The sequence below is a fragment of the Methylovulum sp. genome, assembly GCF_028687615.1.
GTDB lineage: Bacteria > Pseudomonadota > Gammaproteobacteria > Methylococcales > Methylomonadaceae > Methylovulum.
On the sequence record NZ_JAQTZU010000034.1, the window covers coordinates 1 to 23,592 of the forward strand.

Consider the following 23,592-nt stretch of genomic DNA (forward strand, 5'->3'; position numbering starts at 1 on the left):
GCCTGGAGCGATAAGGGGAATTGTTTTGGGCGTGAGATGGCGGCCTCCTTTCTTTAGTCTTTACTTTAAAGCTCAAGTATAATCCTATGCTTTAAATATGAAAACTTGTTGGGATTGGTATTACACGCCAAAGCCGGAACGCATGTGTCGTTTTTCCAACCACCTGTTGCGGTATGAATGGTTACGAAAAACTGGTTAAAGAATTATTGCCCCATATAAAATATTTTCCGTAGGTTGGGTTAGGCGATAGCCGTAACCCAACACTTCGGAGCGGCACACCGCTACGCTGTTGGGTTACGCTATCGCTAACCCAACCTACATTTACAGCTTTCTTGCGGCATGATTAGTTATGAAATACGGTTTACTGGAGTAAAAACAATGAACACCCAACTCTTACAACAAGCGAAAAACCTCAACATTAACGAACAAATAGAGCTGGTTGAAGCCATCTGGGACAACATTGCCAGCCATGATGCCACACCACCACTGACTGAATCGCAACGTGCGGAACTGGGCCGCAGGCTTGAGGATTATCTCGCCAATCCAAATGATGTACTATCTTGGCAAGAAGTGAAAACCGCCGCTATTCAGGAGTTAAAATCATGTTAGAAGCAACGCTTTCAAACCAAAACCAAGTTGTGATTCCTAAAGAAATTGTCGATTCCCTGCATTTACAAGCCGGACAAACGTTTAATGTTGTCTTGAAAGAGGATTTCATCGCGTTAGTTCCGCAACAAGCCATGCCAAAATCCTTACGCGGCATTTTAAAAGGTGCAAATGCCGACAACATTCGAGACCGTAGCGACAGGATATGATCATCGTTGACACTTGCGGTTGGATAGAATGGTTGACCGACGGCGTTTTGGCGAGTGAATTTGAACCGTATTTGCTCAAACCTGAACGGTTAATCATACCTACTACCATCCTATATGAACTGCATAAATGGATTTGTCGGGAACGATCTGAAGCAATGGCTTTAGAAATTCATTGCTTATACCCAACAGGCAAGCATTGTTGCCTTTACCCAAGCACTGGCGCTACGGACTTCGGCATTGTCACAACACTATCGCTTAAGCTTTGCCGATGCCATCATTTACGCAACCGCCGAGCAAGAAAATGCTGGGCTTGTTACGGCTGACGACCATTTTGAAAACCTTCCTAACGTCCGTTATTTTTCCAAAAAACAGACGGCTATTTAACCTTTGAGAACCTAAACCATGAACATCCTCATCGTCGGCAGCGGCGGGCGCGAACATGCCCTTGCTTGGAAAGCCAGACTATCACCTAATGTAACTAAAGTCTTTGTCGCGCCCGGCAACCCCGGCACGGCTTCAGAACCTGGCATCGAAAACGTCGCCATTGCGGTCGATAACATTCCGGCGTTGCTGGTGTTTGCCCAAGACAACGCCATCGGCTTGACCATCGTCGGCCCCGAAGTGCCGTTGGTGTTGGGCATTGTTGACCAATTCCAAGCCGCTGGGCTCAAGTGCTTTGGCCCGACCGCACAGGCGGCGCAATTGGAAGGCTCAAAGTCATTTTGTAAAGATTTCTTAAGCCGCCACGGCATCCCGACCGCCGCTTACCAAAGCTTCACCGACAAAGACTTAGCCATTGCTTACATCAAACAACAAGGCGCACCTATTGTCGTTAAAGCCGATGGCTTGGCGGCAGGCAAAGGCGTGATTGTCGCGCAAACCGAACAAGAAGCCATTGCTGCTGTGGAAGACATGCTCGCGGGCAATGCTTTTGGCGAAGCGGGGCATCGCGTGGTGGTCGAGGAATTTCTAGTCGGCGAAGAAGCCAGTTTTATCGTCATCGCCGATGGCAAACACGCCTTGGCAATGGCAACCTCGCAAGACCACAAAGCCCGCGATAACGGCGACAAAGGCCCGAACACGGGCGGCATGGGCGCGTATTCGCCCGCGCCTGTAGTCACGCCAGAAGTCCACGAACGCACTATGCGCGAAGTCATCATGCCCACGCTGGACGGCATGGCGGCGGATGGCATTCCGTACACGGGCTTTTTGTACGCCGGTTTGATGATCTCACCAAACGGCGCGATTAAAGTGTTGGAATTCAACTGCCGCTTCGGCGATCCTGAAACCCAGCCGATTATGATGCGGTTAAAATCCGATTTGGTGGAGTTGTGCTTGGCGGCGTTGGCGGGCGAATTGGATAAAACCACCAGCGAGTGGGATGACCGCGCCGCCTTAGGCGTGGTGTTGGCGTCGGGCGGTTATCCTGATGCGTATCAAAAAGGCGTAATCATTTCCGGTTTGGCGGCGGATGACAGCGACGATTGCAAAATCTTCCATGCCGGCACCGCGCAAGTCGGCGATGATATTGTCACAGCCGGTGGGCGGGTCTTATGCGCTTGCGCCTTGGGCGATAATATTGCCACGGCACAACGCAAGGCTTATGAACTGGCTGGCAAGATAAATTGGAACGGGATTTATTACCGTACGGACATTGGCTTCAAAGCCATTAAATAAGTAGGGGTTCATAACTTTTTTAACATTTATAGAATAACGCGAGCTGGAACGGGTTTGTTACCCGTTCCGTAACGTTTTTAGTACCTATAGCGATTTTGAAACCTTAAGGACGGGGTTTCAAAACCCCGCCCCCGGATTTTATAAATCTGGAAGCCCTGCCCTGCATTAATGGCAAATCAAGCATTTTCCTGCCCCGCCTAATGACTGGTTGTTGAATAATTGAACATAATCCCTATCTGTCTGATGGACTGAATAACCAAATAAACCTCGCCATTGACCTTAATCGGCAACCCATTGGGTTAGCGTAGATATTGCACTGCTTCCGCACTACCTGAAAAAATCATAGGCACCAACACAAATACCCGCCACTAGGCCGCCTGCTTCAGGGCGGCAGTTAGCCGCAAACCAACGATTGCCAGCGTTGCACCAGAGTGCATATCGCTATAAACTCTGTCACCGTTGAGGTCTTCGGTTTTGGGGGAATATTGAAATGAAATTTAAGAAATTACTCTTTATTGCACTTATGCTTATTGCCATAAAGTCATGGGGAAATTCCGCGCCTTGGGTCGGGGCGACTTTGGAAGGTTTGCCTTGCAATGGCGGGGGACAAGGCTTTGGGCCTTATGATTATAGCCACCGTGCCGGTTTAGATGAGCAATTACATATCGTAGAAGGGGCGCATTTTACGCCAGAGGTGGAAAATTTACTCAACGGTAAAAGCAGCACTTTGGAAGGCGACCTAAACTACACCCTCCGTGCTTGGCCCAACCACCATCGCGCCCTGCTCAGCATCATCAAATACCAACTCAACATCAATAAAAAAATAACCCCTGGCAAGCTATCCACGCCACCCGAATGTTATTTACAACGCGCCATTCGTTTTAGCCCCGAAGATGTTGGGAGTTACTCGTTATTTGGACACTATCTACGAAAAACCGGACATACGGATGAGGCCGCGAAATATTACCAAAAAGCCTTGGCGATAGACCCTAAAAATGCCAAGGTTGCCTATTCGTTCAGTTTTTTGTTGATCGACCTCAAACGCTATGAAGAGGCGGTCAAATACGCCAAAATTGCTTATCAGCAAGACGCTAAAACACCTAATGCTTTAAAACAAAAACTGGAGAAACTGGGGGCTTGGAAGGAATAACGCCATGTAATCTGACCTGTTGCCGATTAACGTTAAGTAGCGGGACATCAACCGGATAATAGCTCCAGATAGGCAGAACAAGCGTTGTCCCAAGTAAAATTTTTCCTTACTTTTTCATTAAGCCGCTTGCCCATTTGTTTAGCCAAGTGGCTGTCTTCAAGCAAATAGCCAATCGCATTTGCCAGTTCATCAACATTATCTGGCGGCACCAGATAGCCATTTTCGCCGTGATCTATAATTTCGGGGATGCCACCCACATTTGACGCAACAACAGGACAGGAATAGTAGCCTGCTTCTAGTAAAACTATACCAAATGCTTCACGACGAGATGGTAAGCAAAAAATGTCGGCTTCTTGGAAATAATCCAAGACTGATTCATGAGCCAAATTTTTAATAAAAACAACGTCATTTTTGCAATTTAATTCACTAGTTAAGCGTTCGCAATGCTCAAGATGGTCGTTGACAAAGCCAATTAAAATTAACTTTAAGTGTTTGTGATGAAGCTTTAATTTGGCAAAAGCTTTTATGAGGACATCTTGGCCTTTTATAAACTGAAATGTGCCTACATTCAGAATAATTTTTGAATCTTTGCTTATATCCGGCGGTGATTTTCTAGCATCTACTAAAGCCGTTTCCAGTTGCCCAATATCGACTCCATTATGTATTGTTTTAATTTTATTGGCTAAACGAGGGTTGTTGATATATTCGGAAAGCTCTTCTGACAAACGCCTTGAACAACTGACCATAAAATCAACGTTTCTGAACACATAATGCCATAGCCATTTTTCAATACCCGCTGATTTTTTCAACGGCAGTAGATCACTGCCGTGAAAAGACAAGATGATTTTCCCTTTAAACAAACCTAGTTTTTTTAGAAAAACAAAGTTGATGGCATCCAACGTAACATAATGGAGGTTGACACACTCAGTATTGGAAGCGATTAGGCGATGTAATTTGTAAAGCAATAATGGTGATTTGATTAAATAAATTGCCAACCCCAAAATTCCTGGGTTCCAACTAGGATTCGCGAGTAAAGAATAATGCACGGGGGTTTTGGCAAGCCCAAATAGACCGGATTTTTGGGCAATGAGTAGTTCCGGCTTTATGGCTTCATTTGTTTCCAATTTATTGATCAGATTGAAGACAACATGATTGACCCCGCCGGCGAAGTTTGGCTCCCAAGGTAAAATAAACAGCCATTTTTTAGACATTATTTATAGAATTTAAAGTTAGGGGACATCAAATATTATGGCCTTGCGATAACCACATAATTAAGATACTTCATGTCTTCTACATACTTCCCAAAAAACAAGCGCAATAAAAATATTTTTTTGCCTGACCAGTAATGTGGATTGATCCCAGTAATAGACTCAACCTTATAGCCAGCGTCAATAAACCATCGTTCCATACTTTTTTTTGTGAAAAATCTTAAATGTGTGTAATCCAATATCCCAGAATCTTCGTATTTCCAATCCATATCAATAAGAAAATGAATGACATTGTCGATATAGCGGACATTGGGCAATGAGCAAATAATACAACCGCCAGGTGCCAATTTTGTTTTGCATAGTTGCAGTGCGGGCATCGGATCTGGAAAATGTTCAAGACTGTCATTAAACGTAATCACATCAAAGTAAGCATCAGGCAATGCGATGGAAGGTGAAAATTCCCCTAAAATTGCATGGTCGAGATTGTCCCTAGCCCGTTCAATGGCACGGGTACTCAAATCGACACCCCAAACTTCAGCATTTTTTTCCCTTTTGACCAGTGCACCAAAATCCCCTCCTCCACACCCGACATCTAGTAGGCGATGGCATTTTTTGGGTAAAAAAGGGAGCATTTCTTTTCTGGGATTTGAAAAATAGCCTTTGCTTATTTTGTCGTTATAGGAATCAGCTAACATAATATGTCCTAATTATTGGGATAATTCGATACACTTAGGCATCGATTAATTTCTTTTTTCATCGTGGCTAACATCACATCGGTGGTCATTTTTTCCTCGAATGCTTTTCTTGCTTTTAAGCCCATTGATGTTGCTTCATCGGGATGGTTGAGAAGCCACTGAATGGCATCCGCAAGTTCATCGACGCTTCCTGGCTCAATCAATAAGCCACAATCTTGGATATAATGGGGAATGTCTGCTATCCTCGAAGCGATAATAGGTTTTGCCATCGCCATGGCATCGGTAAGTTTTGCAGGCATTTGCCCTAGACTAACGCTGACATTTTCCTGAGGTAACACAATTATATCTATTGCAGCGTAGTAGTAGGCTATTTTTGCCAATGGTTGCGGCCCAATGACCATAAGGGTGTTTGGATATTCAGCTAATAATCCAGATAAATAAGGCTCTGATATATCCCCTCCGACTATTACGAACAACACATCTTTTCTGTTCAATTTATTGATCGCTTCAAGGACTTTATGGACACCTTTAGCTGCTTGCGGAGTGCCAATAAAGCCAATGGTTTTTTTCGATGGATCAATTCCTAGATCATTAACAACATCTTCCCTTTTGTACATGCCAGGCTTCAGCCCATTAACTTCCCGGCCATGCGGAACAATAACCCCACCGTATCTGCTTTGAAAATAGCTGGAAACACAAAATGTGGCATCTGCCGAATGCCTAAACACATTCATTAACCTTGTTGCCCAGTAACCATTAGGATGTCTAATAAAATTATGAAATTTGACTTTTTTTCCGGGTAAAGTCTGGGCAATTTCGTCATCATCGACATCAAGGATAATAGGTGTTTTTTTTATCAAACGGTTGACTAAAGCAATGCCATAGCTTGGCAATCTTGGTTTGCAAGCAATAACCACATCGCCTGTAATTTGGCTTATCAATTTAGCCATGCTGGCAAAATAACCCGGAAAATAATCACCAGGTACCTGCTTAATTTCCAAATTTTCACTTTCAAGCGGAAGCCATAATCCTTTCCCCCAATTTGTCCCCGTCCCAAATGCCGTGCCCAATAGCTCTATCTCATAATCTTTCTCTAAGGCTTTGGCCAACAACAAACACCTGTTTGTGCAATTAGTCGATAAGTTCACGGATATTATGGATAATTTTATTTTTCTTTCCATACATTGCCCCCAAGGGAATCTTAATGTTTTATTTTTATTTGGCTATGTCACCGTTAATTATGGAAGCCTTAAACGACGCGGCTTTGAGAGAAAACTACAATCCGCATAAAATAAGGCTTTTCGCAGAAAATAAAATTTTGGTAGTCCTGCAATCGGAATGATTTGTAAAAAGTCAAGCCTACCGATTTATTGGGTCGAATGCCCGTACTTCAAGGCGTACAGTCATCGCAATATTTTATTGACAAATCTATTATCATTCCGATTGCAGGACTACCAAAATTTTTTCAACAATTAACGGTTATATAGCCTTTTATTTTGCTTAATAAAAATTTTTCAGCACCATCAGGATAACGGCTTGCCCACCACAAAAACAAAATACTCAACATGTAAGTAACCGCTCCTAAGCTTATTTCAATGGGCAAACGAATGATTTCCATATTAGCTATATAGTCATTTATAAACCCTCTGGTATAAGTCACTGTTGCCACCATTAAAGCACAAGCCAGAAAAGGCCTCCACAATACGGTAAGATAATCTAAAAACCTCAGTTTGATTAATCGCGCCACAATAAAAAAATTAATCGGCCAAATGACCAGGCTACTGTACAAGTAAGCTTCGGCTATACCCGTCACACCATGCCACTCCAACAAAACGATTAACAGCGGCAGGAACAATAATAAAAGATGGACTAAAGCAATCATCGTTAAAAAATGAGGCTTACCCAAAGCCATATAAAGAGAACCGGTATTAGTTTGCAGGGCAACAAATACTCCGGAGACCCCCAGAATTTGAATCAGTGGAATAGACTCCCGCCATTTATCCCCCAGCACCACAACAACCATTGAATCGGCGACTAACGCAATGCCGATACCTGCCGGAATAGCACATAAGGCAATCATCGATAATACATTTAAAAAACCTTGGCTGAGGGCGGCAGGATCATCGACCATTTTGGCATAACCAGGCATTACCGCGCGATTGATCGGTGCCACCAATTCGGTGGTCGGTAAATTGGACAATTCGTAAGCAATGCTATAAACACCAAGGGCATGGCTGCCAGCCACCTTACTGATAATAAAATCCGCCATGCGATGGTAGGCAAAAAAGATGGTGTTATTAACGAACAACCACATCGAAAAACCAAACAGTTCTTTGCGTCCGCTCAGACAAAAACGGGGGCGGTAAGGATGTACGCGATAACTGAGCAGCACTTCAAAAATCCTACCGGCTGACGCCCCACAAACTAAAGCCCAGTAATTGCGTAAGGTAAACGCCAAGACCATACAGACGGTAAACCCCACCAATTTTTTGGCGAGCAAAAAATAAAATTCTTTATGAAATTGTAAATCTTTACGAAACGCCACCGGGCCGATATTATCGAAGCCGCCCAGAAAAGTGCTGACTGCCAATACATAAAGGATATTTTCCAGGCGCGCCTCGTTATAAAATTGCGCCACAGGTATGGCGGCAACAACCAGTGCCAGTGCCAACAACAACCCAAAGATAACGTTAAACGTCCAGGCGGTGTCATATAAGTGGCGTTCGGCATTGGATTTTTGGATTAAGGCAACATCAAAACTAAAACTGGTCAACAACACCAATAAGCCTAAAAAAGCATTGGCCATGGCGACCAAACCAAAATCCCCTGGTTCCAATAAACGCACCAAAATAATGGTGCTGACCAACCCGATACTGCGCTCGACCATTTTAAAAGCGACCATCCATGCCGCCCCCTTGGCCATTTTATTGGAGATGTTGTCCATAGTGATTAGTTTGGGGTTGGGACTGTTTTGGGAAGGGGGTTAGGTGGGGTTTGTTGAGTTACGGTGGTTTCCAATAACACGACCAAGCTTGCCAAATGCCAAGGCAAATCAAAATAGGATAGGCTCAAAAAAGCCCCGCCAGAAAAATAAGCCAGTAAAGACACCTGGATCATTTTAGCCATGCTATTGATTTCACTTAGATTATCGTCTTTACTGGTGGCCTTGATTATTTTTGACAATTTTCTCCAGGTCATGAAGAAAATAGATAGGAATAAAATTAAACCTATCCAACCATGATCGGCCAAGACACTAAAATAAATGCTATGGGCGGCATGGACATCTTTGGGATTAGGCGCGTACAAATAAAAAGTTTCCAGGCTCCATGAGTCAAGCCCCATGCCCAACAACTGGTGGTTGGCGGCATTGAAGGCGTATTCCCAAGCATTTATACGCCCCATTGCAGAAGCGTCTTGGTCGTAAGTTTGGATGGTATCCATTCTTTGGAACCAAGATTCGGGCAAAAACAGCAACATCGTCCCTGAAATTATCAAGATAAGGATTCCAGAAACCATTTTTTTATCCGTTTTTAACCAAAAGAACGCCACTACAGTAGCGATAGCAAGCAACGCGCCCCGCGATTGGCTACCCAATACGGTAAACAAACTAAGGACAATGGCGACGAGCAAGCCTTTTTTTATCAGGCTTTTCCGGGAAGATTGGTAAAGATAAATCATTAATGGGATGGTCATTAATACGGCAACTGCCAAGCTATTATTATCCTCAATAAAACTGCTTTCCGGGCCCCAAACCCGATAAGAACCGCCGGTCAATAGCGTAAATAGCCCGCCTTTGACGCTGAAATAGCCCAAGGACAAGACAATAACCCAAATCAATTGCCGTATTTTTTCAAGGTCGGTCATCAGCATCATGGTTAAAAACACAATGAACTGGATTTTAACAATCCTTAAATATTGCGTTTGGGCCGCATCTGGAAAATAGGCAAATACCGTAGTCAAGCCCATAAACAAAACGAACACAATCCAGATTGTGGTCAAGCCATTGACCGGTAATTTGCGCGTGTCTTTTGACAAAACCATTGAAACCAATAAGGTCAAAGCGGTAATTTGTGCAAATGGCATATTGTAAGCAAATCCATACGCCAAGCGGTGGGGGTTCATATAACTGAGCCATGACCAAAGCAAGATACCAATATAGGGTTTTTTTAGCGTATAGACGCAACCAGCAAGGACGACAAAGGTGATAAATAGGTCGCGCATTGATTAGGGCTTCTTTATCGCCAGCATCGGCAGGCCAGGGGTCGCCACATGCCCCAACCATCGCAGGATGGCATTGTGTTTTATTAATTTTATGATGGTTTTTTGATAAGCCGGTTTCGTGTCAATATCCATGATGTCGAAGCGGTCATAAGAGTCCATGCCTAATTTCAAGAATTCATCCCGCAATTGGTAAAAACTGAACCAATTGACGGCGGGATATGTGGCATAACCGGCAATATCTGGCCGTGTGGTTCTGGCAAGGTTTTCAAAATGGCGTTTTAATTTGGCAGGATACCAGCTATAAAAAGGCAGGTTGAACTCTTGTTGTTTCGGGCATAATTTATTGGCGGTGCTGATATACAAAACGCCGTTCGGTTTCAATATCCTGGTAAATTCTGTAATGCAGGCTTCCCACTCAACGACATGTTCTAAAAGTTCGGGGGCGATACAAACATCCATTGATTCATTTTCCCAAGGCAAATGCGTCGCCGAACCCAAACAATAGTCTATCGTCAAACCTGCTTCATGCGCCCGTTGTTTAGCCAAGTCCAAGAGTGCTTCATTGACGTCCAGACCGTGGACATCATGCCCTTCCTGCGCCCACAATGTGCTCATCACGCCTGCGCCACAACCAATATCGGCAATAACCAGCTTTTGCTTGATCTTGCGGCTGGCAAGATTGCGCTTGATGCAGTTAAAAATCCCTTCCATGCGCTTGAGGCTGGCATCGCTTAAACTTTCCTTGGCGTAGTAATCGACAAATTCCTTATGTGTGCCGTGGTCGAAAGTGTCCTGGGCGTTACTGTCATCAGTATTCATTGTCAAAAGCCAAGTTTAGTTTTGTTAGGGGAATTTTATAAGTTGTGCCTAGCGACTATAAAATGGATTTAGTCCATTCACGGCGTATTTGGACGGGATTGCTGATACATCCATATCAATCTAAGCATAAACTTTATTGGTGTGGCATCCCAGGGGGTAAACCTTGGCAATTGCCAGATAGGGCTTGAACGGTTTGCCACACTAGGCTCGGTTGATAGCGCGGCCTGATACTGGCTGTTTTTTACCAGCCCGACTTGCCCAAGCCGGTAGTCCTCGCCCAGTTTGCCGTTAGGATACGCAAAATAACGGATGGTGGTGTTTAACAATTGCTCCAAAAAGGTTTTGTTTGCGTTAATTTCATCCATAGCGGCTTGGTCATCCAGTTTAGCCAAAATCGGATGGCTTACCGTATGCCCCCCGATTTCCATACCTTGCCCATGCAAGGCTTTAAGTTCCGCCGATGTCAGCATCAAATTATCAGGCAAACCCTTGACCAATCCGGCAATAAATTGGGTATGGGCCAAACGTTGCGCGGGTTCCAAATGCTTTAATTTTTTTAGGATTGCACTAGCGGTTGCGGCTTTTTGTGCTGGTGAGGCTATGGCAAATTCGCCTAGCCCGATGCCGCTCAAATCCAGGCTGGTTTGCGGCATCAGGCGGATCGCTTCGATAATGCTGTCATTCCACATGCGCCCGCCATCGAGATAACCGGACGCGATAAAAAATGTCGCGCTCAAGCCATGCTGTTTCAAGATGGGCACGGCATTGTGCAGGTTGTCCGCATAGCCATCATCAAAGGTGATGGTCACGGCTCTGGGCGGCAAACTGCCATTTTGTAAACGGGACACGGCTTCATCCAGCGGCAACACCGTAAAATATCGGGCCAACAACTGCATTTGCCAAGCAAACACCTGTTTATCCACTTCACCAGGACGCATAAAATCAGCTTGGTCAAGCACCCGATGATAAATCAGGATGAACAGTTTTTTTTGCGCCCCCACCCCGGATGCAAAGCTTGCAAAAGGCTTTAAGGCATTGAGTACAAATGGGAGTACAAATGCTTGCATGATCTGGTTTCTACTGGCAAAAGAACAGTTGGCGTCGTTCAGGGCGATATAATATCCCGGAGTTCAAACCCATTATAACGTTTGACGGCAAGTTTTCCGCTTTTGATTGCATGAAGCAGACTATTGCTGACCATTGCAGACACTTGGCCCGTCAATTTGGCTTATACAATGGGATTGCCGCAATACGTCCGTCTATGAGTTGCGATAAGCGTTGGTAAGCGGGGCTGCTAGTTGATTGATAACGGTTTTTGAACTCGGCGGTGTTCATGTGTTCGGGTAAATCCGTAGGATCAGGCATAAGATCGCGGTAATCCTTTATTTCCGAAATGGCTTTTTGCAGTTTGCGGGCATTTTCTGGTGATGAAGTGGCCAGTTCGCCAAAGCGGATACCGGCTTTGTCCGCCGCCAAATCGACAAAACTGAAACCACTACCGCCATCGGCGTCGCTAAGCTCCTTTTCTTCGCCGACCACTTTGGATATTTGACCATTCATCGAAGCCGTGAGCGCGGCCGAACCGATAAAATGCTGGGACAAGTCGTCTCTTTTGTACATAAATACCGCATAGTAAGGCATCTTAACCGTGTTGGAAGCAAAAAAACGTCCGGTTGTTTGTTTATTGACGTAATCGTTGAGCGCGAGAATCGCCAATTTATTTTCTTCAATGGCGTTGTGCAAGTTGGAACGTTGGTAGGCGAGGGCAAACAAGGGCTTGAGCAAATCGGCAAGGGACAAACGCCATTGGGGATCGTGTTGCCCGACAATTTCCGCCAATTTCCGTTGATACGCATTGAAAGCCGTGTTGTCGGCACCGGGCGAGAACAATTGGCGGGCTTGGACCAAGGTTTGCATATCAGAAAAATAAGTGACCGCAATTTTTTCCGGCGTTATTTTCACGGATTTTATCTGGCGCGTGGCGAGCAAAAAGTAATTGTTCAACGCAGAATGCCTGATACCGTAGTCAAGCAAATGCGCCGCCATCCCGGAGGGCAACAATAATTTACCAGCTTTAAATTTGGTGACCGTGGGCAGTTCCTGACCATCGACATTGCCTAGCCTGAGCGTGACGTTCAGGTATTTGCCCAAGCGGTTTTCCGGCAAGGTCGCAGTGACGATAAATTTAAGCTTGTTAGGTTTAAGGGAAATTTCCACCGCGCTTTTACTATAACGGTTCAATAAATAATTGGCGGCGAGATTGAGATCTTCCTTGCTGAGTTCCAAGGTGCTGATTTCGTCAGGCCGGTTTTTTGAACCTTCGCGCAGGATATTTTTAGCGCGTAGCATGTCTTGATGGCTTAATGACCAGCCTAGTTTTACCTCAGGATAGTCACTAACAGCAAACAAGACAATGACCACGCAGATAGCCAGCAGTATGCCCAGGCAATAAACCGGTATGCGGAGCAGATGCTTGATCATGCCGGTCAGGAAAACATCAGGATAAAGCCCGCTTCTTTGAGATACCCGGCTTCCTGCGCCAAGTCGGCATGGGTTAGCGGAGATTGTGCCAGCCAGCCTTCAGGAAATTTCAACACCATCTTGCTTTTAGTCAGGTTGATTTTAAATTCTGGCAGGTTCTCGTCATGGCGATTGCGCCTGAGCAGCACGGCCAATCTTAAAATGAGGGTGAGGTAAGGCGCGTATTGGTTCCAAGGCGCAGGCAAATTTAAAAAGCGGGAAAAGGAAAATCTACGCCGATGCGAGCGGATGATGGTCGCCAGCAAAATCTGGTCCTGTTTGGAAAAACCGGCTAAATCACCGTTTTCGATAATGTAGGCACTGTGTTTATGGTATTGGCTGTGTGCAATGTCCTGGCCAATTTCATGCAAATCTGCCGCCCATTTGATAAATTGCCGGCAATCTTCGTCATTGACAAACGCCCGTTGTGTGGTGGCATTATCTAAAATGTATTCGACAGTCTGCTTAATCCGCGCCGCATGTTGGCGGTCAGTGTGGTAACGCTCAACCAGGTTTTGCGTCGTTGCGGAACGGATATCGTGGTCATAGATGCGCCCTAATAAATCCTGGATCAACCCTTCCCTAAGCGCACCATCGGAGACGGTCATCTGCACGATATTCAAGCTCTTGAACGTCGCATAGGCAATGGCAAGGCCGCCAACAAACACCGGCAGACGCTCATCGTCCAACTCTGGTAAGTTAAGCTCGTTGATATGCGTACATTGGTTCACATGGTTGACCAGCAAATCCAACCCGGTGCGGGTAATGCCGTTATTGCTCCAGTTTTTTGCCGCCAAGACATTGGCAATCGCCTTCAAACTGCCGGATGCGCCCACCGCCTCATCCCAATTATTGCTTTGGAATTTGGTTTCGATAGGTTCCAGTTGCTGCTGGGCGAACACCACGGCTTTGGTGAAAGCCTCTTTGGACAGTTTACCGCCCGGAAAAAACCAGTTGCTGACCGACACACACCCCATGTGCAGGCTTTCTTTGTTGAGCGGGTTCTCACCACTGCCGATAATGTATTCGGTGCTGCCACCACCAATATCCATGACCAGGCGTAAATCGCCATGAGTCCCCAGACTGAAGGCAACCCCTTGATAAATCAAACGCGCTTCTTCTATGCCGGAGATGATGTGGATAGGATGGTTTAAGGCTTTTTCCGCTTGGGCGATAAATTGCGGGGCGTTTTTGGCGGCGCGCAAGGTATTGGTGCCGACAATACGCACACTTTCCGGCGGAAAATTGCGGATGCGCTGCCCAAAACGTTCCAAACACGCCAAAGCCCTGAATTGCGTAGGCAGATCAAGGACATTGTCTTTATCCAATCCTGATGCCAGCCTGACCATTTCTTTCAATTGGTCTAAAGTGATGAGTTTGCCGTTGCTTAAACTGCAAACAAGCATGTGAAAACTGTTAGAACCCAAGTCTACAGCAGCAACAATTTCAGGTGGTTTCTTTTGCACAGGGTTTCCAGTTTTGTCTACGGAGCTTATTTATTTCTGATAAAATCGTTGAGTTTAAGCCATCTGTTTCTACGGCCATTTTCATGTATGTATGTCGAATTTGTTCTTGCACAGGAGTATCGAGTGTACTGTGCAAGAACAAATTGGACACACATACGCCTATTCAATAGGTTATTAATCGTTTCAAAAATGCTTGCCGAAATGATTTGAGTGAGGATTTTCACCTCTTTTATGCAAGCACTTTTGAAACGACCAATACGCAGGTTAATTTAACTTATTTACCCGTTTCCGTTAAGTGTTAGTTTTATCATCTTGCCTTGGGACACCTTGCCCAAAATCAGAAAATCAGAAAATCAGAAAATCAAAAATAAAGCCCATTGATGAAAGCATTATCTATTCATAATCTTAAAAAAACCTATCGCAATGGTTTTGAAGCCTTGAAAGGCATAGACCTGGATGTGGAAACGGGCGATTTTTTTGCCTTGCTTGGCCCGAATGGGGCGGGAAAATCTACAGCAATAGGCATCATCAGCTCGCTGGTCAATGCCAGTAGCGGTTCAGTCAGCATTTTTGGCCATGATTTATTTAAAGAACGATCCAAAGCCAAAAGCTGCATCGGCCTGGTGCCGCAGGAAATAAATTTCAACCAATTCGATACCGTCAAAAGCATTTTGCTCAATCAGGCCGGTTATTATGGAACCCCTCGAAAACTGGCGATGCAACGCACCGAGCAATGCCTTAAGCAAATGGATTTATGGGACAAACGCGACACCATCTCGCGGCGCTTGTCCGGTGGTATGAAACGCCGCGTGATGATTGCCCGCGCTATGGTCCACGCCCCCAAGCTGCTGATTTTGGATGAACCGACCGCCGGGGTGGACATTGAAATTCGCCGCTCCATGTGGAAAATGATGGAAGAGGTCAACCAACAAGGCACGACCATCATTTTGACCACGCATTATCTGGAAGAAGCCGAAAGCCTGTGCCGAAATATCGCCATCATCGACCAAGGACGGATAGTCGAACATTCGGATATGAAAAGCTTGCTGGCACGTCTGAATGTCGACCATTTTGTGCTGGATTTGGCCCAGCCGCTACTTGCCGCGCCGGAGTTGGACGGCTTTAAGATTGAACAGATCGGCGACAAAATCCTTGATGTTGCCGTCCCCAAAGAAAGCGGCCTTAACGAACTGTTCAAGCAATTGTCCGAACGGCAAATTCAAGTGCTGAGCCTGAAAAATAAAACCAACCGCTTGGAACAATTATTTATGGATTTGGTTGACTCAAAAACAGGCAGGGCTTCCTCATGAATAATTTGATTCCGTTTCGGACGCTTGTCGTCAAAGAAATTTACCGGTTTGTGCGCATCTGGCCGCAAACCTTGTTGCCACCGGCGATCACCACGACCTTGTATTTTTTGATTTTCGGCAAACTGATGGGCGACCGTATCGGCACGATCAACGGGGCCAGCTATATGGACTATATTGTCCCTGGCATCATTTTAATGTCCGTGATCAGCCATGCGTATTCCAATGTCGTGTCTTCATTTTATTCGACCAAATTCCAGCGCAATATCGAAGAATTGATTGTCGCGCCCGTGCCGAATTGGGTGATTTTGGCTGGCTATGTCAGCGGTGGCGTCATGCGCGGCTTGCTGGTCGGCGTGGTCGTGGGATTGATCGCCATGTTGTTTGCCGATCTGTCCATACACAGTCTATTGATCACCGTGTCGATGGCGATATTGACCGCCACCCTGTTTGCCTTGGCGGGTTTCATCAATGCCGTGCTCGCCGAAAGTTTTGATGATATTTCAATTATCCCTAACTTTGTGCTGACCCCGTTAAGTTACCTGGGCGGCGTGTTTTATTCAGTCAGCATGCTGCCTGGCATTTGGCAAAGCATTTCCATGGGCAACCCTATCCTGTACATGGTCAATGCTTTCCGATACGGCTTTATCGGAATTTCGGACATTGACATCCAATTGTCTTTTCTGATGACCGGCGGTTTTGTTGTGCTGTTGACGCTGTTCAGCTTATATCTTTTGCACAAGGGCACGGGAATCAAACAGTAAACTGGCTCATAATGGCAAGTAATTGATTGGTCTTTTTTAACTTTTTATACACAATACTAAATGGAAGAATTTTTACCCGGACAGCGCTGGATCAGCAACACCGAATCAGAATTGGGGCTGGGCCTAATCCTTGACGCCAGTTTTAACCGTATCAGCGTGCTTTATCTGGCTTCTGACGAACGGCGCATTTATGCCCGTGACAACGCCCCCTTGACGCGGGTGGTTTTTTCGGTCGGCGACAGCATCGAATCGGTGGACGAAGAGAAACTGACCATAACACAAGTCATTGAAAATAATGGCTTGATGACTTATGTGGGCATAAATGCCGAAGGCCATGAAATCAAGCTCGACGAAGTGGAGCTAAACCACCGGATCCAATTCAACAAACCACAAGACCGTTTGTTCATCGGGCAGATTGACCCGAATGACTGGTTTTCCCTGCGCTATGAAACCTGGCGCAGATTGCAGCAACATCAGCAAGCCCCCGTCAAAGGTTTATTAGGCAGCCGCACTTCATTGATCCCGCATCAATTGTTTATTGCCCATGAATCCGCCAGCCGCACCGCCCCCAGAATTATGCTGGCGGATGAAGTGGGCTTGGGCAAAACCATTGAGGCCGGTTTAATCCTGCATCACCGCTTGATTAACGGGCTCAGCCAGCGAATTTTGATCATCGTCCCCGAAAGCCTGTTGCACCAATGGCTAGTCGAAATGCTCAGACGCTTTAACCTGCGTTTCAGCCTGTTTGACGAAGCGCGTTGCTTGGGGGAACAAGGTGAGGATGGCATGGATGAAGATTTTCCGCTGGAGACACCCAACGCCCAGACTAATGCCGGCAATCCTTTCGTCAACGAGCAACTGGTGTTATGCAGCCAACAATTTTTTGACCGTTATCCACAAAGGCAAAAACAGGCCTTGCAAGCAAGCTGGGACATGGTGATTGTCGATGAAGCACATCATCTGGAATGGAGCGAACAAGCCGCCAGCCCCGAATACCAGTTTGTCGAACAACTCGCTTTAACCACCCCCAGCCTGATCTTGTTGACGGCAACACCTGAACAATTAGGCAAAGAAAGCCATTTCGCCCGCTTACGCTTGCTGGACCCTGACCGTTTTTACAGCTTTGCCGCTTTTCTTGCCGAAGAAAAACAATTTGAACCCGTTGCCAATACGGCAAAAATTTTGCTGTCTGGCAATCCCTTGGCTGACGAAGACGCTAAGTTATTGGCGACGTTGCTTAAAGAAGACCATGTCGGCAGCTTGTTGAACAATCTCAACGACGCCGAAAAATCCACTTCCGCCCGCGCTGAATTGATCAAAATATTGCTCGACCATCACGGCACGGGAAGGATCCTGTTCCGAAATTCCAGACAAACCGTGCAAGGCTTCCCGGCGCGTGAACGTTATGCTTACGCGCTCAACGGGCAAGAAAACACCAGCGATTTGCAACACGACCCACGTTATCTTTGGTTGCTTGGGAAATTGACCTCGGCTGATTCCCCGCTACGCAACCAAAAAGCCCTGCTGATTTGCAAACATCCACAAATGGCGGTTGAATTGGAACAAACCCTCAAGAACCGCGCCGGCATTGCCTCGGCGGTGTTCCATGAAGGCCTGTCGATTATCGAACGTGACCGCGCCGCCGCTTATTTTGCCGACCAGGAAAGTGCCGCGCGTTTGTTGATCTGTTCCGAAATCGGCAGTGAAGGCCGCAATTTCCAGTTTGTCCATCAGCTGATCCTCTGGGATTTACCGACCAACCCTGATTTATTGCAACAACGCATAGGCCGTCTTGACCGTATCGGCCAGCAACATGTCATTCAAATCCACATACCGTATCTGGAAAACTCCGCACAAGCATTGCTGTACCGTTGGTATGACGAAGGCATGAACGCCTTCCGTGCCAACTGCTCCGCCGCCCGTCCCGTTGCCGATTTGCTGCAAGATGAATTGTCGGGCTTATTGGAACAGGCCGATGACGTGCAGATTGACGCCTTCATCGCCAAAACCCAAAGCCTGGGCAAAGACATTGAAGCACAACTGCATAATGGCCGTGACCAGTTACTGGAATTGAATTCTTTCCGTAAAGAGGAAGCCCAACAACTGGTCGAGCAAATTAAAACCTATGAGAAAGAAGGCCTGTTGTGGCCTTATATGGAAGCCGTATTCGAATGCTATGGTGTGGAAACGGAATTCCATTCGCCTGATTGCTACATCGTCCGCCCTGGCGACCATCTCCGTATCGCCCATTTTCCCAACTTGGACGAAGATGGCATGACCGTCACCGTCAAGCGCGAGTGTGCGTTGGCGCGTGAAGACATGCAGTTTTTGAGCTGGGAACATCCTATGGTCACTGCCGCGATGGATTTGATCTTATCCAGCGAAACCGGCAATGCGGTGGTCAGCGTCATTAAGCACCGCGATTTGCGTGCCGGACAATTCTTGCTGGAATGCCTGTTTATTGTCGAATGCAGTGCGCCTGCCGAGCTGCAAATAGGCCGTTTCTTACCCCACACGCCAATTCGGATATTGATAGACCAGCACCAACAAGATTTGACCGATGTGATCGGGCATCAACAGTTGCCGGAAACCGGCAAGGCCTTTGATAAACTAAAAATTGCCGCGTTCTTAAACAACCAGCGCGGCCCGTTAAGCAAATTGCTAAATAGCGCGGAAGAACAAGCACGGGTCAGGATGCAGCAATTGATTGCCGATGCCACGGCAAGCATGTTGGAATCGCTGTCAGCGGAAATAAAACGTATGGTCCGGCTGAAAAACGTCAATCCCAGCATCAAAGCCGAAGAGATTGAACAATTGAAAGACTTGACCATGCTCGCACATGAAAGCATTCAAGCGGCACAATTAAGGCTGGATGCGGTTAGGTTTGTGGTTGCCAGTTGATGTAACTGGATAATGCCTGCTCTGAGGCCACTCAAAGCCAATTTTGACAAACTGCATAAAACCAAAACAATTTTGGTCATTCTACAATCAACGGAACAGGAACAAATTTAAACCCGAACACCTTGCCTTGGAAAGTGTCCGGGTTCATGTTCTTGTTGTAGCACTTTGGACTATTCGCCCTTACGCGGAACCAAGTCAATATCATGAATGGTTGCTTCGCCAATAGTCTTTGTATAAATGAAGTAACCTGGGGCGTTGACAATCATTGCATCTTTAGTACCTGAAATATCAAGATGATAACTGCCCATCGCATCTGTGGCGGTGGTTTTTTCGCCAATGGTGACTGTGGCGGAAGAAATCGGGGTTCCGGTGGGTTTATCACGGACAACCCCATTAATTGGAATGGAAGAACATCCTGCCACTAAAGCTAACAGGGCAACGATGGCAACTGAAGAAGACATTTTTTTTCACGGCAATTTTCCTTTTTTGGGATTATGAATATAGATTATGGCTAATATTTTCTTTGGACTAAAAGGTTTACAAAACTTTACATATAATTTCAACTACTTAATTATTTAGCCCACAATCTTCATCAAAGCTTTTGTGCAAAAATCCACAAATTCAATTAATTGGAACGAATCCCTTCTTTTACGCTGTAATGGCTTTCAATATACCGTTGCACAATTTCCTGAAACTCTTCGGCAATCCGGTCGCCTTTTAGCGTCACGGTCTTTTCGCCATCTTCATAAACAGGGGCGACGGGGGTTTCTCCCGTACCTGGTAAACTGATGCCGATATTGGCACTTTTGCTTTCCCCTGGCCCATTGACCACACACCCCATCACCGCCACTTCCATTGTTTCAACGCCTGGATATTGGGTGCGCCAGACGGGCATTTGATCCCGCAAATAACCCTGGATGTCCATCGCGAGTTTTTGGAAATAATCGCTGGTGGTGCGTCCACAACCGGGGCAAGAGATGACCATAGGCGTAAACGAACGGAAACCCATAGTCTGTAAAATTTCTTGTCCAACAATCACTTCTTGGGTTCGGGACGTGCCAGGTTCAGGCGTCAGGGAGATACGGATGGTGTCGCCTATGCCTTGCTGCATCAATACGGATAAGGCTGCGGCGGATGACACAATGCCTTTTGAGCCCATGCCTGCTTCAGTCAAACCCAAATGCAAGGCGTAATCGCAGCGGCTCGATAAATCCCGATAAATGGCGATCAATTCTTGGACGTTACTAATTTTGCAGGACAAAATGATTTTATTTTTGCTAAGCCCCAGTTCTTCGGCTTTTGCGGCGCTTTCCAGGGCGGACAAAACAATCGCCTTGCGGGTAATCGCCGCCAAGGGTTCGGGATTGCTTAAGGCGCGGTTCTCATCCAACAACCGCGTTAAAACGGCTTGGTCAAGACTGCCCCCGTTGACGCCAATCCTGATCGGTTTATCATACTGGCAGGCAAATTCAATCATTTGCTGGAATTGCGGGTCCCGACTTTTACCGCGCCCCACATTGCCTGGGTTGATACGGTATTTATCCAAAGCGGCGGCACAATCCGGGTATTTTTCCAGCAATTTATGACCGTTGAAATGAAAGTCGCCAACAATGGGGACTAAATAACCTTTTTGATCCAACTGGTTGCGGATTTCCGCCACCGCTTTGGCAGCTTCTTCACTATTGACGGTTATACGCACCAGTTCCGAGCCTGCCGTTGACAACTCAATGATTTGATTGACGGTGGCATGAATATCGGCAGTGTCGGTATTGGTCATCGATTGCACGACTATTGGCGCACCGCCACCCACTTTGACATTACCAACCATAACAGGATGGGTGATTTTTCTTAGGCTCATGGACATACGATAAATCTTCTCAAGAAATTTTCAGAATTTGCAAAATTATACGCGATAGTGGCAATTGAGGCGATGAATTAGGGATATGATGTCTAATTGCTTTATCCTCCTTTTTTGTTTTCCACTTTAGTTCCGGCATCGGGTACAGGCACTGGCGCACTTTGGGGAGTGATGCTCTTTGGCGTATCGGTCTTAAGTGCTTTAGCTTCTTTTTCGCGGCGGGTGCCTTCCCCCCATAATGTGAGTGAAATCATTACCAGGACGGTCGAAATCACCAAAATTAAAAACCTGTCGGGTTTTTTCAAGAAAAATAAAGGCCACTTGGGCTTAATCATTCCGATTATAAAGAAAAGGATAGTCCATAAGGCCAAGTCGAAAGAGGCTGTTATCATTTTTTTACCTGTTAAGCATAGAGTTAAAGAAGACAGTATTACCTGTGTTTGATTTTTTGCAACACGAGGTTTGCAATGCGACTATTCTAATCATTCACAAGCCAATTTTCTGAATGATTTATAATCCGGGTTGCCTATGATTTATTTTAGTGCATTGGTTTAACAAGATTCATCGTACCCAAAAATTTTTACTATTTAATTGGAGGCTTTATGAGTGGTTTTGGTATTTTTGTCTTGGTGTTATTGGTATTTGCCGTTTTACTGGTGTTAATGAGCGTAATTTCCGTACCGCAAGGAATGGAATATACCGTCGAACGTTTTGGTAAATACACTAATACCTTAACTCCAGGTCTTAATATAATTTTTCCCGTTATTGACCGTGTCGGCAGAAGGATGGTTATGATGGAACAGGTTATGGATGTTCCATCACAAGAAGTCATTACCAAAGACAACGCCATGGTCACCGTCGATGGGGTAGTTTTTTATCAGGTAATGGATGCCGCCAAAGCGGCCTATGAAGTCAGCAAACTGGATTGGGCGATACTCAATCTGGTCATGACCAACATCCGTACCGTGATGGGTTCTATGGATCTGGATGAATTACTGTCACGTCGGGACGATATTAACGCCCGATTATTGACAGTCGTCGATGATGCGACCACACCGTGGGGCATTAAGGCCACGCGCATAGAAATTAAAGACATCGCCCCACCCAAAGATTTGGTTGAAGCGATGGGAAGGCAAATGAAAGCCGAGCGTTTAAAACGCGCGTCTATTCTCGAAGCTGAAGGCTTGAGACAATCGGAAATCTTACGTGCAGAAGGTGCTCAACAGGCGGCCATTCTTGATGCGGAAGGCCGCAAAGAAGCCGCTTACCGTGATGCCGACGCCCGTGAACGTTTGGCCCAAGCCGAAGCAAGGGCGACATTGATGGTTTCAGAAGCTATCGGCAAAGGCGACATCAACGCAATCAATTATTTTGTTGCCCAAAAGTATATCGAAGCCTTAAAAGGCATAGCTTCCGCCAACAACAGCAAGTTAATTTTTATGCCCTTGGATTCTTCCAGCGTAATCGGTGCACTGGGCGGTATCGGAGAATTGGCAAAAGAAGCAATGAACAAAAGCACTCAAGGCGGTAAATGACATTATGGAAGAATTTATCTTTGTTTTTTGGTATTGGTGGGTACTGGCAGTTATTTTTTTGGTGGTTGAAATGCTGGTATCCGGCTTCTTTTTTTTGTGGATGTCAGCATCAGCCCTAATTACTGGAATACTGGTATGGCTGGTTCCTTCAACCAACATGGACATGCAGCTTTTTGTCTTTTCGTTGTTGTCGATTATTGCGATAGCCAGTTGGAAAATATTCGCCAAAAAGACCTTGATAGTATCTGACAAGCCCTTGCTGAACAGGCGAGGGGAACAATATGTCGGTCGGATTTTTGACCTATACGAAGCGATAGAAAATGGTCAGGGGAAAATAAAGGTCGATGATTCAATATGGAAAGTATGCGGAGAGGACTGTGGCCTCGACTCAAAAGTCAGGGTGACAGCGGTCGACGGCACGGTTTTCACGGTCACCCGGGTGACCGAAGAATAATCGGCGGTTTTGATGGGTTTCGGGCAGCCAACGGCCTTTTTACCCAGCCCCGGCTCACTGTGGGGCCGCCAACGGGCGGGCAAAAAAAAGCCCGTCCATTGTGGGGCGGGCTTTGGGGGTTGGCGCTTGGCGATTCCCTACTTTCGCATGGCAAACCGCCACACTATCATCGGCGCTAAGCGGTTTCACTTCCGAGTTCGGG

The 23,592-nt window shown here is 46.1% G+C and carries 22 protein-coding genes; 10 read left to right on the plus strand and 12 right to left on the minus strand.

The features are described from left to right. Window positions 1-378 precede the first annotated feature (378 nt). The 5 genes from PHH59_RS15190 to PHH59_RS15210 all read left to right on the plus strand — a co-directional run bounded on the left by PHH59_RS15190 (window position 379) and on the right by PHH59_RS15210 (window position 3,642). On the plus strand, window positions 379-609 hold the full coding sequence (locus PHH59_RS15190; protein WP_300018089.1) for an addiction module protein: 231 nt from the start codon (window positions 379-381) through the stop codon (window positions 607-609). Then, the gene (locus tag PHH59_RS15195; RefSeq protein ID WP_300018092.1) at window positions 603-815 is read left to right on the plus strand and encodes an AbrB/MazE/SpoVT family DNA-binding domain-containing protein; all 213 of its coding nucleotides are present in this window, start codon (window positions 603-605) and stop codon (window positions 813-815) included. Before PHH59_RS15190 ends, PHH59_RS15195 begins: the two co-directional genes overlap by 7 nt. A 237-nt stretch (window positions 816-1,052) precedes the next feature. Further along, window positions 1,053-1,199 carry a PIN domain-containing protein gene (locus PHH59_RS15200; protein WP_300018095.1) on the plus strand — a complete coding sequence of 49 codons (147 nt, stop codon included), beginning with the start codon at window positions 1,053-1,055 and terminating at the stop codon, window positions 1,197-1,199. An 18-nt stretch (window positions 1,200-1,217) separates the two neighbouring features. Continuing rightward, window positions 1,218-2,492, plus strand: coding sequence for a phosphoribosylamine--glycine ligase (purD, locus tag PHH59_RS15205; RefSeq protein ID WP_300018098.1), 1,275 nt, complete (start codon window positions 1,218-1,220; stop codon window positions 2,490-2,492). 490 nt (window positions 2,493-2,982) lie between these two features. Continuing rightward, on the plus strand, window positions 2,983-3,642 hold the full coding sequence (locus PHH59_RS15210) for a tetratricopeptide repeat protein (protein ID WP_300018101.1): 660 nt from the start codon (window positions 2,983-2,985) through the stop codon (window positions 3,640-3,642). Between the two features lie 47 nt (window positions 3,643-3,689). Here PHH59_RS15210 and PHH59_RS15215 read toward each other — a convergent pair whose 3' ends face one another. The 9 genes from PHH59_RS15215 to PHH59_RS15255 all read right to left on the minus strand — a co-directional run bounded on the left by PHH59_RS15215 (window position 3,690) and on the right by PHH59_RS15255 (window position 14,571). Next, entirely contained in the window at window positions 3,690-4,853 is a 1,164-nt protein-coding gene (locus PHH59_RS15215) for a glycosyltransferase family 4 protein (RefSeq protein WP_300018104.1), read from the minus strand. Between the two features lie 35 nt (window positions 4,854-4,888). Beyond that, window positions 4,889-5,545: a class I SAM-dependent methyltransferase gene (locus PHH59_RS15220; RefSeq protein ID WP_300018107.1), complete on the minus strand. Its 657-nt coding sequence runs from the start codon at window positions 5,543-5,545 to the stop codon at window positions 4,889-4,891. An 8-nt stretch (window positions 5,546-5,553) separates the two neighbouring features. Beyond that, complete coding sequence (locus PHH59_RS15225) at window positions 5,554-6,657, minus strand: glycosyltransferase (RefSeq protein WP_300018110.1); 1,104 nt, start codon at window positions 6,655-6,657, stop codon at window positions 5,554-5,556. A 353-nt stretch (window positions 6,658-7,010) separates the two neighbouring features. Further along, a complete protein-coding gene (locus PHH59_RS15230; RefSeq protein ID WP_300018113.1) occupies window positions 7,011-8,489 on the minus strand; it encodes a lipopolysaccharide biosynthesis protein in 1,479 nt (492 codons plus the stop codon). Between the two features lie 5 nt (window positions 8,490-8,494). Next, window positions 8,495-9,766, minus strand: a complete 1,272-nt coding sequence (locus PHH59_RS15235) for a putative O-glycosylation ligase, exosortase A system-associated (protein ID WP_300018116.1) — start codon at window positions 9,764-9,766, stop codon at window positions 8,495-8,497. 3 nt (window positions 9,767-9,769) lie between these two features. Further along, window positions 9,770-10,585 carry a class I SAM-dependent methyltransferase gene (locus PHH59_RS15240; RefSeq protein WP_300018120.1) on the minus strand — a complete coding sequence of 272 codons (816 nt, stop codon included), beginning with the start codon at window positions 10,583-10,585 and terminating at the stop codon, window positions 9,770-9,772. A 77-nt stretch (window positions 10,586-10,662) separates the two neighbouring features. After that, window positions 10,663-11,652: a polysaccharide deacetylase family protein gene (locus PHH59_RS15245; protein WP_300018123.1), complete on the minus strand. Its 990-nt coding sequence runs from the start codon at window positions 11,650-11,652 to the stop codon at window positions 10,663-10,665. Between the two features lie 151 nt (window positions 11,653-11,803). Next, window positions 11,804-13,066, minus strand: a complete 1,263-nt coding sequence (locus PHH59_RS15250; protein ID WP_300018126.1) for a hypothetical protein — start codon at window positions 13,064-13,066, stop codon at window positions 11,804-11,806. A gap of 5 nt (window positions 13,067-13,071) precedes the next feature. Beyond that, window positions 13,072-14,571, minus strand: coding sequence for a Ppx/GppA phosphatase family protein (locus tag PHH59_RS15255; protein ID WP_300018129.1), 1,500 nt, complete (start codon window positions 14,569-14,571; stop codon window positions 13,072-13,074). A 380-nt stretch (window positions 14,572-14,951) separates the two neighbouring features. Here PHH59_RS15255 and PHH59_RS15260 point away from each other — a divergent pair, with 380 nt between their 5' ends. From PHH59_RS15260 to rapA, 3 genes are read left to right on the plus strand one after another with little or no spacing between them, the layout of a single operon-like run. After that, window positions 14,952-15,881: an ABC transporter ATP-binding protein gene (locus tag PHH59_RS15260; RefSeq protein WP_300018132.1), complete on the plus strand. Its 930-nt coding sequence runs from the start codon at window positions 14,952-14,954 to the stop codon at window positions 15,879-15,881. Continuing rightward, on the plus strand, window positions 15,878-16,642 hold the full coding sequence (locus tag PHH59_RS15265; protein WP_300018135.1) for an ABC transporter permease: 765 nt from the start codon (window positions 15,878-15,880) through the stop codon (window positions 16,640-16,642). Before PHH59_RS15260 ends, PHH59_RS15265 begins: the two co-directional genes overlap by 4 nt. 60 nt (window positions 16,643-16,702) lie before the next feature. After that, window positions 16,703-19,543, plus strand: coding sequence for an RNA polymerase-associated protein RapA (rapA, locus tag PHH59_RS15270; protein WP_300018138.1), 2,841 nt, complete (start codon window positions 16,703-16,705; stop codon window positions 19,541-19,543). 170 nt (window positions 19,544-19,713) lie between these two features. On the opposite strand, the gene PHH59_RS15275 is transcribed toward rapA, so the two are convergent. From PHH59_RS15275 to PHH59_RS15285, 3 genes are all read right to left on the minus strand, one after another. Further along, window positions 19,714-20,004: a carboxypeptidase regulatory-like domain-containing protein gene (locus PHH59_RS15275; protein ID WP_300018141.1), complete on the minus strand. Its 291-nt coding sequence runs from the start codon at window positions 20,002-20,004 to the stop codon at window positions 19,714-19,716. A 164-nt stretch (window positions 20,005-20,168) separates the two neighbouring features. Then, the gene (gene ispG / locus PHH59_RS15280; RefSeq protein WP_300018144.1) at window positions 20,169-21,407 is read right to left on the minus strand and encodes a flavodoxin-dependent (E)-4-hydroxy-3-methylbut-2-enyl-diphosphate synthase; all 1,239 of its coding nucleotides are present in this window, start codon (window positions 21,405-21,407) and stop codon (window positions 20,169-20,171) included. Between the two features lie 95 nt (window positions 21,408-21,502). Further along, complete coding sequence (locus PHH59_RS15285; RefSeq protein WP_300018146.1) at window positions 21,503-21,793, minus strand: hypothetical protein; 291 nt, start codon at window positions 21,791-21,793, stop codon at window positions 21,503-21,505. Between the two features lie 210 nt (window positions 21,794-22,003). Between PHH59_RS15285 and PHH59_RS15290 the strand changes: the two genes are divergently transcribed. Next, window positions 22,004-22,936 (plus strand): SPFH domain-containing protein, encoded by a 933-nt coding sequence (locus PHH59_RS15290; protein ID WP_300018148.1) that lies wholly within the window; start codon window positions 22,004-22,006, stop codon window positions 22,934-22,936. A gap of 4 nt (window positions 22,937-22,940) precedes the next feature. After that, window positions 22,941-23,390: an NfeD family protein gene (locus PHH59_RS15295; RefSeq protein WP_300018150.1), complete on the plus strand. Its 450-nt coding sequence runs from the start codon at window positions 22,941-22,943 to the stop codon at window positions 23,388-23,390. Window positions 23,391-23,592 lie beyond the last annotated feature (202 nt).